This is a genomic window from Luteibacter sp. (genome assembly GCF_036500425.1).
GTDB lineage: Bacteria > Pseudomonadota > Gammaproteobacteria > Xanthomonadales > Rhodanobacteraceae > Luteibacter.
Map to the genome: position 1 here is coordinate 1 of NZ_DASYCB010000012.1, position 15063 is coordinate 15063.

Sequence of the window (15063 nt, forward strand, 5' to 3'; positions counted from 1 at the left end):
GCGCTTGCGCGCGATGGGGCTTGCGGCAAGATCCATCGCGCGCAAGCGCGCTCCTACAGGGACGTTAGAACGACTCGTCGAAGGAGACTTCGCCCTGGACACCTACCTGGTACGACGAGACGCGCCGTTCGAAGAAGTTGGTCACTTCCTGCACATCCTGCAAGTCCATGAAGTCGAACGGATTCTTCGCACCGTACTTCTTCGGCATGTCGAGCTGGACCAGGCGCTGGTCGGCGCAGTATTCGAGGTACTGGCGCATGTCGCTTACCGACAGGCCGGCCACGCCACCGGAGAGCACATCCGCCGCGAACTGGGTCTCGCAGGCGATCGCGTCTTCCAGCATGGCTTCAACCTGCTCGCGCATCTCATCATCAAAGAGATCCGGCTCTTCATCGCGCACGGTACGCACCACATCGAAGGCGAACGCCATATGGCCGGATTCGTCGCGGAACACCCAGTTGGTGCCCGAGGCCAGGCCGTGCAGCAGGCCGCGCGAACGCAGGTAGTACACGTAGGCGAACGCGGCGAAGAAGAACAGGCCTTCGATGCACGCGGCGAAGCAGATCAGGTTGAGCAGGAACTGGCGGCGGTGCTCACGCGTCTCCAGGCGGTTGACGTCCTGGATGGAGTCGATCCACTTGAAGCAGAACTCGCCCTTCTGGCGGATCGAGGGAATGTTCTCGATCGCGGCGAACGCCTTGTTGCGCTCGCCCGGATCCGGGATGTAGGTGTCGAGCAGCGTGAGGTAGAACTGCACGTGCAGCGCTTCCTCGTACAGCTGGCGCGACAGGAACATGCGCGCTTCCGGCGAGTTCACATGCTGGTACAGGTTCAGCACGAGGTTGTTCGAGACGATCGTATCGCCGGTGGCGAAGAACGCGACCAGGCGATGGATCAGGTGGCGATCCGCGTCCGACATCTTCGACTTGAGGTCGGTGACATCAAGCGAAAAGTCCACTTCTTCCACGGTCCACGTATTGCGGATGGCGGCGCGGTACATCTCGTAGAACTTCGGGTAGCGCATGGGGCGCAGCGTCAGCTCAAAGCCTGGGTCGAGCAGGTTGGCGTCGCGGGTGATCGGGTGGGCGGACATAGTTAGGTGCCTCTGGAATGCGTATATCCCTGTAGGAACGCGCTTGCGCGCGATGGGTGCTTGCCGCACACCCCATCGCGCGCAAGCGCGCTCCTACAGGTGGGGTGTTACTGGCAGGCTTCGCAGTACTCGGGGTTTTCGAGTGAGCAGAATACGGCCGCGGTCGCTTCGTCCTGTGCATCGGTGACCGTCGGCGCGACGGGCGCCGCGGCGGCGGCTGTCACGGTGGTCTTGGCAATGCGCGTGGCGGGGCGCGAACGCAGGTAGTAGGTGGTTTTGACACCGGCCTTCCACGCGTACATGTACATGGACGAGAGCTGGCCGATGTTCGGGTTTTCCATGAACAGGTTCAGCGACTGGCTCTGGTCGATGTAGGCACCGCGGGCGGCCGCCAGGTCGATGAGCGCCTTCTGCGGCAACTCCCACACGGTGCGGTAGATCGCGCGCAGCTCGGTCGGAATGGCACCGATACCCTGCACGGAGCCGTCGGCGAGCTTGATCTGGTCACGGACTTCGGCGGTCCACAGGCCCAGGGTCTTCAGCTCGTCGACGAGGTAGCGGTTTACGACCAGGAAATCGCCGGAGAGCGTCTCGCGCTTGAACAGGTTGGACACCTGCGGCTCGATGCATTCGTAGCAACCGGCGATCGAGGCGATGGTCGCGGTCGGCGCGATAGCGATGAGCAGCGAGTTGCGCAGGCCGTGGGTCTTGATCTTCGCGCGCAGTTCGGCCCAGCGGCCGTCCTTGCCGTGCGGGGTGGCCGCCGGCCAGTAATCGAACTGGACCTCGCCGTTAGCGGCGCGGCTTTCGTCGAAGCCTGGGTGGGCGCCATCACGCGCGGCAATCTCGTTCGACTGCGACAGCGCATGGAAGTAGATCTCTTCGGAGATGCGCGTGGAGAGCTCGCGCGCCTCATCGGAATCGAACTTCAGGCGCAGTTTGAAGAACACATCCTGCAGGCCCATCACGCCCAGGCCCACCGGGCGCCACTTCATGTTCGCGGTGCGCGCGGTATCGATCGGGTAGAAGTTCAGGTCGATCACGCGGTTGAGCTGGCGCACTGCGGTGCGCACGGTGGTCGCGAGTTTGTCGAAATCGAACGCGCCATCCACGACGTGGCGGGCGAGGTTGACCGAACCCAGGTTGCACACCGCGGTCTCGCCGTCGTTCGTCACCTCGAGGATCTCGGTGCACAGGTTCGACAGGTGGATGACGTTTTCCGGGCGCGCGGTCTGGTTGCTGGTCGCGTTGGAACGGTCCTTGAAGGTCATCCAGCCGTTGCCGGTCTGGGCCAGCGAACGCAGCATGCGGGCGTAGAGCTCGCGCGCCTTCACTGACTTCACGGCCAGGCCATCGGCTTCGGCCTTCGCGTAGGCGGCGTCGAACGTTTCGCCCCAGGTATCCACGAAGTGCGGGACGATTTTCGGATCGAACAGCGACCAGTTGCCATCGGTCTCGACGCGGCGCATGAACAGGTCGGGCACCCAGTTGGCGAGATTCAGGTTATGCGTGCGGCGTGCATCGTCGCCGGTGTTCTCACGCAGTTCGAGGAATTCCTCGATATCGGCATGCCAGGTTTCGAGGTACACGCAGGCCGCGCCCTTACGCTTGCCACCCTGGTTCACCGCGGCAACCGAGGCATCGAGTGTCTTCAGCCAGGGCACCAGGCCGTTCGAATGGCCGTTGGTGCCACGGATGAGCGAACCGCGCGAACGGATGCGCGAGTAGGCCAGGCCGATGCCACCGGCGAACTTCGACAGCTGGGCCACGTCGCCGTACTTCGCGTAGATGGCGGCGAGGTCATCCTTCGGCGAATCGAGCAGGAAGCACGACGAGAGCTGCTCATGCGCGGTGCCGGCATTGAACAGGGTCGGCGAGCTGGCCAGGTATTCGAGCGACGAAAGCATGCGGTAGAGCTCGAGCGTCTCGGCGACATCGTTGCCGCCCAGCGCGCAGGCGATGCGCATGAAGAAGTACTGCGGCGTCTCGATGACGTGGCGCTTGGTCGGGTGGCGCAGCAGGTAGCGGTCGTACACCGTGCGCAGGCCGAAATACTCGAAGCGGCGCGAGGCGTTCAGGTCGACGGCGTCGTTGAGCTTGCGCGCGTTGGCCTGCACGAATGCACGCAGGCGCTCGTTGAGGATGCCGAGCTCGCCGCCCAGGTTGATCGATTGCGAGAACGACTGGATATCCTGGCCGCTCACTTCCTTGTCGACGAACGCAGACAGCAGGCGGGCAGCAAGCTGGCCGTATTCCGGCTCCTCGGCGGTGAGCGCCGCCGCGGTGCGGATCGACAGCTGGTCGAGTTCCTGGGTGGTGGCGCCGTCATACAGGCCACCGATCGTCTTCAGCGCGACGCGCATCGGATCGACAGCGAACAACCCATCGGCGCTGCGCGTCACCGCGCGCACGATCTTGTTGACGTCCACGGTTTCCTGGCCGCCGTTGCGCTTGGTGACGCGCATCTGGCCGGGATTGTGCGGAGGGGTCAGGGCGAACGCCGGCGGGGCGTCCTGTCGGTAGCCCGCTGCAGGGGCCTTCTCTTGGTTATGGGTAGTGGAGGTGGCGGCCGCATCGGCCGTCTCGGTGCGCTCGCGCGCTGCGGAATCCATCGTCGTCATTCTGGCGTGCCCCAAGGCCTGTTCCAAACTCCCGTTCCCTCGTGACGGGGCTAGGCGTGGCTGGGCAAACGGGAAAGTCGGGGACGAAGCCGCGCGATGGGGCTTCGGTCCGCAACGTGCTCCCCCGCGGAAGCCGTCACCACGAACCGCGCCTTCTGGGCCACGGCTGTTGGCAGGTCTTCGGACTTCGTGGACAGGGGCGGCATGCCGCCTTGCCTACCCGTCGCTTCCCAGCCCCTTAAGGACCAGTGCTCTGAACGGGGTCGTTTCCACTTACCGCTGCGGGGCAGTTCCGGATTCACACCGGATTCCCTATTAAGTCCGACGGGCAGTCGCGCCGCCTCGGACACCAACGGGACACACGATATAGGCGGGGGGAGGGCAGGTCAACACAAGATATAGGGGATTCCTTCCAATGCGCTGTGCACTCAATGGCTTGGAAGACATGGTCGCCTGGCGGTCTGGTTAAGGCGTAACCAGTGGCCGTCACTTATGTGAAGGTCACTTGCACAAAGGTATCGCGGCCCGACGTTAAGATTCGGGCCCGTTCCATCTCCGCACAAGGGATCGCCAGGTTAGATGCCCCCGACGTTCGCGCTTCAGGACCATGCACTGGTCAACCAATCCCTTGACGCCATCCCGTTCGGGTTCGTCGCGCTGACGCTGGCCGGCGGTACGATCCACGCCAATACGTGGGCGCGCGCCCGGCTCGCTCATGGCACCGATTTCCTGGCTTTCTGGGACCCGGCAGGGCGTGCCGCGATCAAGGCACTCCTGCCGGCCATCGGCGCGCGCGGGGTGCGCGACCTGGAAGTCACCGGCCTCGACGGCCTCGCCTGGCATCTCTCGTTCGAAACCTGGCGTCCCTTCGCGGTGGAAGAAGCCGTTGTCCTCGGCACGTTCCGGCCGGCGTCGGGTGAGCGGGCATGGATCGGGTCCGATGGCGCCATGGACATCACCCAGGACCAACTGCGCCAGGCGCAGAAGATGGATGCCATCGGCAAGCTCACAGGTGGCGTGGCCCATGACTTCAACAACCTGCTGCAGGTGATCAGCGGCAACCTCCAGTTGCTGGCGGCCGATGTGGCAGGCAACCCGCGCGCCGAGCGCCGTGTCGGCAACGCGATGGCCGGCGTGAACCGTGGCTCACGTCTGGCTGCGCAGTTGCTCGCGTTCGGCCGCCGCCAGCCGCTCGCGCCCAAGGTGGTGAACATTGGCCGCTTCGTGCGCGAGATGGACGATCTGCTCCGCCGCTCGCTCGGCGAAGCCATTGATGTGGAAACGGTGATCGCGGGTGGCCTGTGGAACACCCTGGTCGACGTAGGCAACGTCGAGAACGCCCTGCTGAACCTGGCGATCAACGCCCGCGATGCCATGGGCGGCCGGGGCGAGCTCACGATCGAGGCAGGGAATGCGTTGCTCGATGAGGCTTACGCCAAGTCGCACGGCGATCTCAAGCCCGGCCAGTACGTGATGCTGGCGGTGACCGATACGGGTTCGGGCATCGCGCCGGAAGTGCTGGCGCAAGTGTTCGAACCGTTCTTCACCACCAAGCCGGAAGGCCAGGGCACGGGCCTGGGCCTCTCCATGGTCTACGGCTTCGTGAAGCAAAGCGGTGGCCACGTGAAGATCTACAGCGAGCTTGGCCACGGAACGACGGTGAAGATCTATCTGCCGCGCTCGACGCAAAGCGAGGATCGGCTCGTGGCGCTGGAAGAGGGTGGTGCGCGCGGCGGCGATGAAACCATCCTGGTTGCGGAAGACGACGACGATGTTCGTGAGATCGTCGTCGGCATGCTGGCCGATCTCGGCTACCGCGTGCTGAAGGCGCGCGATGCGGAAAGCGCTTTGTCCATCATCGATAGCGGTATCGCGATCGATCTGCTGTTTACCGATGTGGTGATGCCAGGTGCGTTGCGCAGCCCTGAGCTGGCGCGCAAGGCGATGGAGCGCCAGCCAGGCATGGCGGTGTTGTTCACCTCAGGCTATACCGAGAACGCCATCGTGCACGGCGGCCGCCTGGATGAAGGCGTCGAGCTGTTGAGTAAGCCGTATACACGCGAAGCGCTCGCGCGCCGCGTGCGCCATGTGCTGGCGCAGCGCGCGCCGACGCTGTCACGGCCCCCCGAGCCAGCGACCCCAGCGCCGCCGCAGCGATCGCTGCGCGTGCTGGTGGTGGAAGACGATGCGTTGATTCGCATGAGTATCGCCGAGATGCTCGAAAGCCGTGGGCATGCCGTGTTCGAAGCGGGCGATGGCAACGAAGCCATCCGGGTACACGAAGGCCAGGAGATCGACGTGCTCCTGGCCGACGTGGGCCTGCCCGGTATGAGTGGCGTGGAGGTCGCCGCGCGCATGCGCGCGGCCCGACCTGACCTGCCTGTGTTGTTCGCCACGGGTGACCAGACCGCCAATGGCGTGGTGCGTGACGCGCGTACGGCGGTGATCGTCAAGCCGTATGGCGTGGCGGACCTGACTGAGGCGATCGGGCGAATTACGCGGGCATGAGGCGATCGCGCGCAAGCGCGCTCCTACAGGTAGGGGCGCGCTTGCGCGCGATCGCGGTCACCTCACATCCCGGCCATCTTCTTGCCCTGCTTCAACACGGCATCGCAGGCCTTGTGCACGAGCTTGCCCTTCATGTCGCTGCTATCGCTGCTATCGCCGCCCGTGAGGCTCATCTGCTTGCCGTTACTACCGGTCAAGATGCCCTTCGCGCCATCCAGGTAGCCCTTGTCCTTCGTGGGCTCCGGCGTACTCGACTTTCCTGACAGGCTCCCCAGCAGCTTGTCCTTTACGCCAGAAGCGCCCGAGTCGCCGCCCAGGTAATTGTTGTTGATGCAGTACTGGATGATGCCGGCCGCATTGCTCGCGCTACCGGAGGTGAGGCCGCCACCGGCGCCACCCATCAGGCCGCCGAGCTTATCCAGCTGCATGGCGGGCGAGGCGGTGCTGGCGATGGTGAGGCCCAGGGCGAGGCCGAGGAAACGGGTCTTCATGACGGTGGCTCCGGTTGGTTTGTGTGCGTACTGTGTAGACCGGCACGCGTTAGACGGATGTGTGCGGGTATCCTCGAGGCTTCGTGCCTAGCTACCGGGATGACACGCCTTGCCCCCACGTGCCCTGATCCTTGCGTTGGCGCTCGCGCCTGCCGTCGCCTCCGCCGCGACCCTGGAACGACTCCGTGTCGAGCGGCTGGACGCCCCGCTCGTCGTGGATACAGCCAAGCCGCGCTTCGGCTGGGTGATCCATGCCGAGAAGGACGGCACGGCCCAGCAGGGCTATCGCCTCCAGGTCAGTCACGCGGGCAAGTCGGTCTGGGACAGCGGTGAGGTGCGCAGTGCGCAATCATTCGATGTGCCCTACGGTGGCCCGGCCCTGGCGCCCGGTGAACGCTACGACTGGCGCGTGGACGTACATACCTCCGAAGGTGCCGCGAACGCTACGGCCACGTTCGAGACCGCCCCCGATGAGGCGGGCTGGGGTGGTGCGCAATGGATCGGCAAGCCCGACGCCGCGAGCCTGCCCGCACCGCTCTTGCGCCGGGCGTTCCATGTGGAAGGCAAGGTCGCCCGCGCCACGCTCTACGTGGCGGCCGGAGGCTATGCGGACATGCGCCTCGATGGCCACCTCGTAAGCGATGCGGTGCTGTCACCCGGCTTCACTGATTACGCGAAACGCGTGGAAGTCGTCGCTACCGACCTCACGCTGGCACCGGGCGACCACGAACTCGGCGCCGAACTCGGTCGCGGCTTCTACGGCATGACCAATCCGAATGTCTGGCACTGGGAACGCGCTCCCTGGCATGGCCAGCCGCGTGTCCGCGCGGTGCTGGTCATCCGTTACGCGGACGGCCATATCGAACGCATCCCCACGGATACCCGATGGGAGTTCGCCGACGGACCGACCCAACTGGATGACCTGTATGGCGGCGAGACCTTCGACGCACGTGCGGTTTCGCCCTCGCATTGGGCGCCTGCAGCCATACTGCCCGCACCTTCCGGGCGCCTTGTCGCACAGATCGAACCACCCATCCGCGTCACCGAGGTCCTCACGGCCACCGAGGTCACCGAGCCGAAGCCGGGCGTGTTCGTCTTCGCCTTCCCCCGCGTCATCGCTGGCTGGGCCGACTTCGACGTCGAGGGGCCTGCGGGCACCACGATCTCGGCCCACTACGGTGAGAAGCTGCTCCCGGACGGCACCGTGGACGCCCGCGATGAGCATCACTATTTCAAGCATGGGTTCCAGACGGATCGCTTGATCCTGGGCGAAGGGCGTACGCGTTGGCATCCACGCTTCTCCTACAAAGGCTTCCGTTACGTGCAGGTCGATGGCTGGCCTGGCAAACCGTCCATCGGCGCGGTGAAGGCGGACGTGGTGCACACCGATGTCGCGGTGACCGGCCGCTTTGACAGTTCGAACGACCTGCTCAACTGGATCCACCGCGCGACGGTCGACACCCTGCTCAACAATCTGCATGGCATCCCGACCGATACGCCCATGTACGAGAAGAACGGCTGGACCGGTGACGGCATGCTCGGTGCGGACATGTTCCTGCGCAACTTCGATGCGGGCGCGTTGTTCACGAAATGGGAGCGCGATATCGCGGACACGCGCGGCGCCGATGGCGCCCCGCTGGTCACGGCGCCGAACGCCGGGTGGGCGCTGGATGTGCACGCCCCGACCTGGCACTCGGCATATGTGCTGGTGCCGTGGTCGGTCTACATGGCGACCGGTGATCGTGCGCCGATCGATGAACACCTCGATGGCATGGCGCGCTATGTGGCGATGGAGCACGCCCGGTCTCCGGGCGGTATCGCCAACACCGAACTCGGTGACTGGGTGAGTCCTGAGACCGACCCCTCGGGCGAGAACGCGCCCGAGGACAAAAGGGTTGCGGCCACGGCGTATCTCTACCGCATGGAACGCATGGTCGCCGGGATGCAGCGGCTGGCGGGCAACGCCGCCGAGGCACGGCGTTTCGATAACATGGCCGATAGCGTTCGTACCGCGTTCAATGCGCGCTTCTTCGATCGCGAGCACGCGGTGTACCGCGGCGAAGGCGACCAGGGTTATCGGCAGGCGCATAACCTGCTCGCGCTGGGCTTTGGCCTGGTGCCTGACGACCTCCGCGCTCGCGTGGCCGCAGGTGTTGCCGCCGATGCGCGGGCCCGCGGTGACCACCTCGATACCGGCGCCCTGGCGACCAAGCTCATCCTCCCTGTGCTCACCGCCACCGGCCATGCCGATGAAGCATGGGCCATCGCCACCCAGGTCACCTTCCCGAGCTGGGGCTTCTGGCGCGCCAACGGGGCCACCAGCCTGTGGGAACACTGGAAGCTGGCGTCGCGCTCTCGCGGCCATTATTTCCTGGGCACCGTAGACGACTGGTTGTTCGAGGACGTGGCAGGGCTGCGATCCCTGGCGCCAGGCTGGCGCCGCATCGGCATCCGGCCGGCGCTCACGGCATGGCTGGCGCATGCCTCCGCTGCGGTGATGACGCCTTATGGCGAGGCCTCCGTTGCCTGGCGCAAGGCGGGTGGCAAGGTCGAAGTGGAACTTCAGGTGCCGGTCGGCGTGGAAGCCGAAGTGGGCCTTCCCGGGCAGAAGGCCACCGTCGTAGGCAGTGGCCATCACCGTCTCACGCTGCCGTGAGTCTTCTCAATGTGCTCCAAGTCACGCTCGCGTCATAAAGCTGCGTAGGTTCTTGCCGATAAGGCGCTTACGGGGATAGTTTTCGAGGGTGCACTTGGTATGTCGGCTGTCATGAACTGGTTTGGCCGCACTACGCTGAATACGCGGGTGTGGATGGTGATGTCGATCGTCGTGCTCGGCCTGGCCGGGCAGACGGTGATGTCGGGTATCGAAAGTCGCAGCGCGCAGATGCGTAGCCTGGAGCACGCGCTGTCACAGCACGTCGCGGCGGCTAGCGCCATCGCAGACGCGTATCACGAGCGCGCCGCGAAAGGCGAAATGAGCGACGCCGAAGCGCGCGTCGCCGCGCTGCGCGATATCGAAGCGATGCGCTGGGATGGCAAAAACGGCTATGTGTTCGCGTTTGACTCGACGCTGGCACTGCGCCTGCATCCGCTTCGCCACGACGAGATCGGCAAGAACATCCGTGATGACGTGGATGGCAACGGCTTTCACCACTACGTCGCCATGCTCGAGGCCGACACAAAGGACGGCCACGGCATCACCCGTTACACCCAGGTGATGCCCAAGACCAAGGAATTGCGCGACAAGATCAGCTACTCGTCGCTATACAAGCCGTGGGACCTGCACTTCATCTCCGGCGCGTACTTCACCGATATCGATGCGGCCTTCCGCCTTCAGCTGGAGGAGGATCTCGCCAAGTCTGGCCTGCTCGCCGTGCTCGCATTGTTCGTCGTGTGGTTCTCCATGCGCAGCATCCGCGCCACGATCGGCGGCGAGCCGCGCGATGCGAAGGTTATCGCCAGCCGCATCGCCAACGGCGACCTGCGCCGTGAGAACGCTGACAGCTTCACCCCGCAGAGCCTGTTGGGTGCGCTGGAGCGCATGCGCGGCACGCTGGCCTCGATCGTCACCGAAGTCCAGCAGGGTGCGCATATCGTCTCGACCACCGCGGGTGAAATCGCGCGTGGCAACGATGACCTCTCACACCGCACGCAGGAGCAGGCATCCAGCCTGGAAGAAACCGCGGCCTCGATGGAAGAGATGACGGCGACGGTCAGGCAGAACGCGGAAAATGCCAACGCCGCCGATCGGCTTTCGCGCCACGCGCGTGGCGAAGCGGAGCGCGGCGGTGAGGTCGTGGCACAGGCGATGGACGCGATGCATGACATAGGTGACTCCAGCCGCCGCATCGCCGATATCGTGGGCATGATCGACGAGATCGCCTTCCAGACGAACCTGCTGGCGCTGAACGCGGCGGTGGAAGCGGCCCGTGCCGGTGAGCAAGGCCGTGGCTTCGCGGTAGTGGCGGGTGAGGTGCGCCGCCTCGCGCAGTCGAGCGCCGCCGCGTCGAAGGAGATCAAGGCGTTGATCGTCGAGAGCGGTGAACGCGTCGAAGCCGGCGCCGAACTGGTCCAGCGCTCAGCCGGCGCGTTGCGCGACATCGTCGGCAGCGTCAAGAAGGTGACGGATATCGTCGCCGAGATTGCCGCCGCCAGCGCGGAGCAATCGTCGGGCGTGGACCAGGTCAATATCGCGATTGCCCAGATCGATCAGGTCACCCAGGAGAACGCGGCGCTGGTTGAAGAAGCGGCCGCGGCGGCGAAGTCGATGCAGGACCAGGCCCACGCGTTGCGCGAGCAGGTCGCGTTCTTCACCGTGGATGGTGGCAAAGCGGTCGAAGTCGCTGAGCCGGGCGCGCAGGACCTGCGTTTCGGTGAGAAGAAAGTCACGGACAGCGCGAACGCCTGGGTGGAGTTCGCCTGATCGTCGATTGGTGATCGCGGGTCAGCAGTGACCTGCGGGAAAGTCGCTTCTGCCACGGCTGGCAGACGCCTAGGCTGTGCTCCGTCCTTTCAGTCCCGACGGAGTCACCCATGTACGCAATCACCGGTGTCACCGGCCAGGTCGGGGCCTCGCTAGCCGAGGCCTTGCGTGCCGCTAACCAGCCCTTCCGCGCCATCGTGCGCGACGCCGCCAAGGCCAGCCGTTTCGAGCATGCGGCTGTCGCCGACCTTGACGACACCGCCGCACTGACCGGGGCGTTCGAAGGCGCCGAAGCGGCCTTCATCCTCTTACCGCCGCTATTCGATCCCTCGCCCGGCTTTCCCGAATCCGCCCGCACGATCACGTCGATCCGGGATGCGTTGCTCGCCGCGCAACCCGCACGCGTCGTGGTTCTCTCGACGATCGGTGCCGATGCACCGCATGAGAACCTGCTCTCGCAGCTGGGCCGGATGGAGCAGGTGCTCGGCGAGCTACCCATGCCGGTCGCGTTCCTGCGTGCCGCCTGGTTCATGGAGAACGCACAGTGGGACGTGGCGCAGGCGCGAGATACCGGAACGTTCGATAGCTACCTTGCACCGCTCGATCGGCGCATCGCCATGATCGCGACGAAGGACATCGGTCAGCTCGCTGCACGCTTGCTGGGCGAAACCTGGGAAGGTGTGCGTGTCGTCGAACTCGAAGGCATGGTGAGGGTCAGTCCTGACGATATCGCGGCGTCACTGGCGCGGGCTCTTGGGCGTGACGTGACCGCCTGCGCTGTGCCACGTGATACATGGGAACAGCGGTTCCGCGCGCAAGGCATGCACAACCCCGGGCCGCGCATGCGGATGATCGATGGGTTCAATGAGGGGTGGATCGATTTTGATGCCGGATCGCGCAAGGGCACGACGACGCTGGATGAGGTGATTGCCGGTCTGGTGGCGCGGGGCTAAAGGATCATCGCGTGCAAGCACGCTCTTACATATGCTTTTGTAGGAGCGTGCTTGCACGCGATAGCGTCACCGCTTGGTATTCGGCAAAAACGCCGCCAGCAAACCAATCAACGGCAGGAACGCACAGATCTGGTACACCGCCTCAATACCGTAATGATCGGCCAGCTCGCCCAACACGGCGGCACCGATGCCGCCCATGCCGAACGAGAAACCAAAGAACAGACCGGAGATCATGCCGACCTTGCCCGGGACCAGCTCCTGCGCGAAGACCACGATCGCCGGGAAGGCCGACGCAAGGATCAATCCGATCGCCACCGTAAGCGGCGCTGTCCAGAACAGGCTCGCGTGTGGCAGCAGCAGGGTGAACGGCAGCGTGCCAAGGATCGAAAACCAGATCACGTGTTTGCGACCGAAGCGATCGCCCAGCGGGCCGCCGACGATCGTGCCGACCGCCACCGCGCCAAGGAACACGAACAGGTGCAACTGCGCGGTCTCCACCGACACGTTGAACTTGTGGATGAGATAGAAGGTGAAATAGCTGGTCAGGCTCGACAGGTACACGTACTTCGAAAAGATCAGCGCGAGGAGCACGGAAATGCCGCGTGTCGCATCGCGTGCCGCCGGCGCGTTTTCCTTATGCGCCGCATGAGATGCCTGCAGGCGGGGCAGGCCGTGGTGGCGATACCACTGGCTCACGTTCCATAGGATCGCGCACGACAGCAACGCCAGCAGGGCGAAAAAGCCAAGGCTCGACTGACCCCAGCGCACCACGACGACCGCGGCGGCGAGGGGGCCCAGCGCCTGCCCCGCGTTACCGCCGACCTGGAACAGCGATTGCGCCAGGCCATGCTTGCCGCCCGAGGCCATCCGCGCCACGCGCGAGGATTCCGGATGGAAAACCGACGAGCCCATGCCTAGCAGCGCAGCGCCGCCCAGCAGCACGGGGTAGGCGTGCGCCTGCGAGAGCACCAGCAGGCCGGCCAGCGAAAACAGCGTGCCACCCGGCAGCGCCAGCGGGGTGGGCCGGCGATCGGCGTAGAGACCGATGAGCGGCTGCAGGATCGATGCGGTGATCTGGTAGGTCAGGGTGATCAGGCCGATCTGGCCGAAGTCGAGCTGGAAATCGCTTTTCAGGCCGGGATAAATCGCTGGCAGCAGCGACTGCATCATGTCGTTAAGCAGATGGCAGAAGCTGATGGCAAAAATGACGCCGTAAACAGTGGGTGCGGCGACGCGGTCAGGCTGCGTCGCCGCCTCAACGGGGGCTTGCATGGGGTGGTCCTGGGGTGGGGAGCCTTATGAAACCACGACGGCGGCTGCCCCGCACCCGAAATCGTGCAGGACTATCGCGCCGCCCGACGCGCCTCGGCACACCCGGCTCGAATGACCTTCTCGACAATCCGCGCCGGTGGATCGGTGATTTCCACCCACGCCGCCTCGGTCCGCGAGGGTTCTTCCAGGGTCGCCAGCTGGCTATCGAGCAGGGCAGGATTGAAGAAGTGCTCGCCGCGTGCGCGCAGGCGTTCGGCCAGGATCGCCGGAGCGCCGTGCAGGTAGACGAAGCGCACATCGCTGTGCCCGCCCCGCAAGAACTCACGATAGCGGCGCTTCAGCGCCGAGCAGGCAATGATGAGCGATTGCTGGCGGCCGCGATGCTCGTCCATGACCGCCACGATCGCCTGCAGCCAGGGCTGGCGGTCGGCGTCATCGAGGGCTATCCCCTGGGCCATCTTGTCGCGGTTGACCGGGGGGTGGAGGCTGTCGCCATCGACGAACGGCAGCCCGAGGTGGGCGGCGAGGTCGCCACCTACCGTGCTCTTGCCACTGCCGGAGACACCCATGACGATCGTGATCATGCGCAAAGCATGACGTGACGTGGGCTACGGAATCGTGAACAGGCTGGCGTACCATCCACGGCTGGCCCCCGAAAGCGACACGGCACCCATGCGAACGATCGACCTGCGCAGCGACACCGTCACCCAGCCCACCGCTGCCATGCGCGAGGCGATGCTGCACGCGCCCGTAGGCGACGATGTGTACGGCGAAGATCCCACGGTGAATGCCTTGCAGGATCGCCTCGCCGCCGACCTTGGCTTCGCTGCCGCGCTGTTCGTGCCCACCGGTACCCAGAGCAACCTGCTCGCGCTGATGAGCCATTGCGAACGGGGTGACGAATACATCGTCGGCGCCGATGCGCATACCTACAAGTTCGAAGGCGGCGGCGCGGCGGTGCTCGGCTCGATCCAGCCACAACCGATCCCACAGGCCGCTGATGGCACCCTGCCCCTGGATAAGGTAGAGGCCGCGATCAAGCCGGTCGATCCGCACTTCGCGCGGTCGAAGCTGCTGGCAGTAGAGAACACCTGGCATGGCCGGGCCTTGCCGTTCGAATACATGGCGGCGGCCCGCGATCTAGCCACTCGCCGCGGCCTGGGCCTGCACCTGGATGGTGCCCGCCTCTATAACGCCGCTATCGCCTACGGTCGTGCCCCGCGTGATGTAGCTGCCGGTTTCGATAGCGTCTCCGTGTGCCTCTCAAAGGGCCTTGGCGCGCCGGTGGGTTCGGTGCTCCTGGGCGACGTCAAGCTGATCGACCGTGCGCGCCGCTGGCGCAAGGTGACAGGTGGCGGCTGGCGCCAGGCCGGCATGCTCGCCGCGGCGGCCATGCATGCGCTGGATCATCACGTGGAGCGCCTCGCGGATGACCATGCGCGCGCGAAGCGGCTGGCTGATGCACTGGGCACGATCGAAGGCCTCACCCTGCAGGGCTGTCACACCAACATGGTCTTCGTGGATGTCCCGGCCACTCGCCTTCAGGACCTGGCCAGACACACGGGGGCGAAGGGCATCCGCCTCAGCATTGGCTACCTGCCTTCGATCCGTCTGGTCACCCACCTCGATATCGACGACGAAGCCATCGACCGCACCATCGACGCCTTCCGCACCTTCCCTTACTAAGCGGCTCCTGTAGGAG

General features: G+C 65.1%; 10 protein-coding genes and 1 riboswitch. Of the genes, 5 read left to right on the forward strand and 5 right to left on the reverse strand.

Annotated features, from left to right (window positions below):
* Positions 1 to 64 precede the first annotated feature (64 nt).
* A complete protein-coding gene (locus VGN46_RS02330; RefSeq protein ID WP_331640207.1) occupies positions 65 to 1093 on the reverse strand; it encodes a ribonucleotide-diphosphate reductase subunit beta in 1029 nt (342 codons plus the stop codon).
* 107 nt (positions 1094 to 1200) lie between these two features.
* Positions 1201 to 3705: a ribonucleoside-diphosphate reductase subunit alpha gene (locus VGN46_RS02335; RefSeq protein WP_414675202.1), complete on the reverse strand. Its 2505-nt coding sequence runs from the start codon at positions 3703 to 3705 to the stop codon at positions 1201 to 1203.
* A gap of 163 nt (positions 3706 to 3868) precedes the next feature.
* A riboswitch (cobalamin riboswitch) is annotated at positions 3869 to 4083 on the reverse strand.
* 210 nt (positions 4084 to 4293) lie between these two features.
* Here VGN46_RS02335 and VGN46_RS02340 point away from each other — a divergent pair.
* Positions 4294 to 6222: a response regulator gene (locus VGN46_RS02340; RefSeq protein ID WP_331640211.1), complete on the forward strand. Its 1929-nt coding sequence runs from the start codon at positions 4294 to 4296 to the stop codon at positions 6220 to 6222.
* Between the two features lie 62 nt (positions 6223 to 6284).
* On the opposite strand, the gene VGN46_RS02345 is transcribed toward VGN46_RS02340, so the two are convergent.
* Positions 6285 to 6713, reverse strand: coding sequence for a DUF2501 domain-containing protein (locus tag VGN46_RS02345; protein ID WP_331640213.1), 429 nt, complete (start codon positions 6711 to 6713; stop codon positions 6285 to 6287).
* Between the two features lie 109 nt (positions 6714 to 6822).
* On the opposite strand from VGN46_RS02345, the gene VGN46_RS02350 reads away from it, so the two are divergent.
* The 3 genes from VGN46_RS02350 (at position 6823) to VGN46_RS02360 (ending at position 12089) form a co-directional block, all read left to right on the forward strand.
* The gene (locus VGN46_RS02350; RefSeq protein WP_331640215.1) at positions 6823 to 9369 is read left to right on the forward strand and encodes a family 78 glycoside hydrolase catalytic domain; all 2547 of its coding nucleotides are present in this window, start codon (positions 6823 to 6825) and stop codon (positions 9367 to 9369) included.
* 99 nt (positions 9370 to 9468) lie between these two features.
* Positions 9469 to 11136, forward strand: coding sequence for a methyl-accepting chemotaxis protein (locus VGN46_RS02355; RefSeq protein ID WP_331640217.1), 1668 nt, complete (start codon positions 9469 to 9471; stop codon positions 11134 to 11136).
* A gap of 110 nt (positions 11137 to 11246) precedes the next feature.
* Complete coding sequence (locus VGN46_RS02360) at positions 11247 to 12089, forward strand: NmrA family NAD(P)-binding protein (protein WP_331640219.1); 843 nt, start codon at positions 11247 to 11249, stop codon at positions 12087 to 12089.
* A gap of 66 nt (positions 12090 to 12155) precedes the next feature.
* Here VGN46_RS02360 and VGN46_RS02365 read toward each other — a convergent pair whose 3' ends face one another.
* Both VGN46_RS02365 and VGN46_RS02370 read right to left on the reverse strand, forming a co-directional pair.
* Positions 12156 to 13361: an MFS transporter gene (locus VGN46_RS02365; protein WP_331640221.1), complete on the reverse strand. Its 1206-nt coding sequence runs from the start codon at positions 13359 to 13361 to the stop codon at positions 12156 to 12158.
* Between the two features lie 71 nt (positions 13362 to 13432).
* Positions 13433 to 13945 carry a gluconokinase gene (locus VGN46_RS02370; RefSeq protein ID WP_331640223.1) on the reverse strand — a complete coding sequence of 171 codons (513 nt, stop codon included), beginning with the start codon at positions 13943 to 13945 and terminating at the stop codon, positions 13433 to 13435.
* An 88-nt stretch (positions 13946 to 14033) separates the two neighbouring features.
* Between VGN46_RS02370 and ltaE the strand changes: the two genes are divergently transcribed.
* A complete protein-coding gene (ltaE, locus tag VGN46_RS02375; RefSeq protein WP_331640225.1) occupies positions 14034 to 15047 on the forward strand; it encodes a low-specificity L-threonine aldolase in 1014 nt (337 codons plus the stop codon).
* The last annotated feature ends 16 nt before the right edge of the window (positions 15048 to 15063 follow it).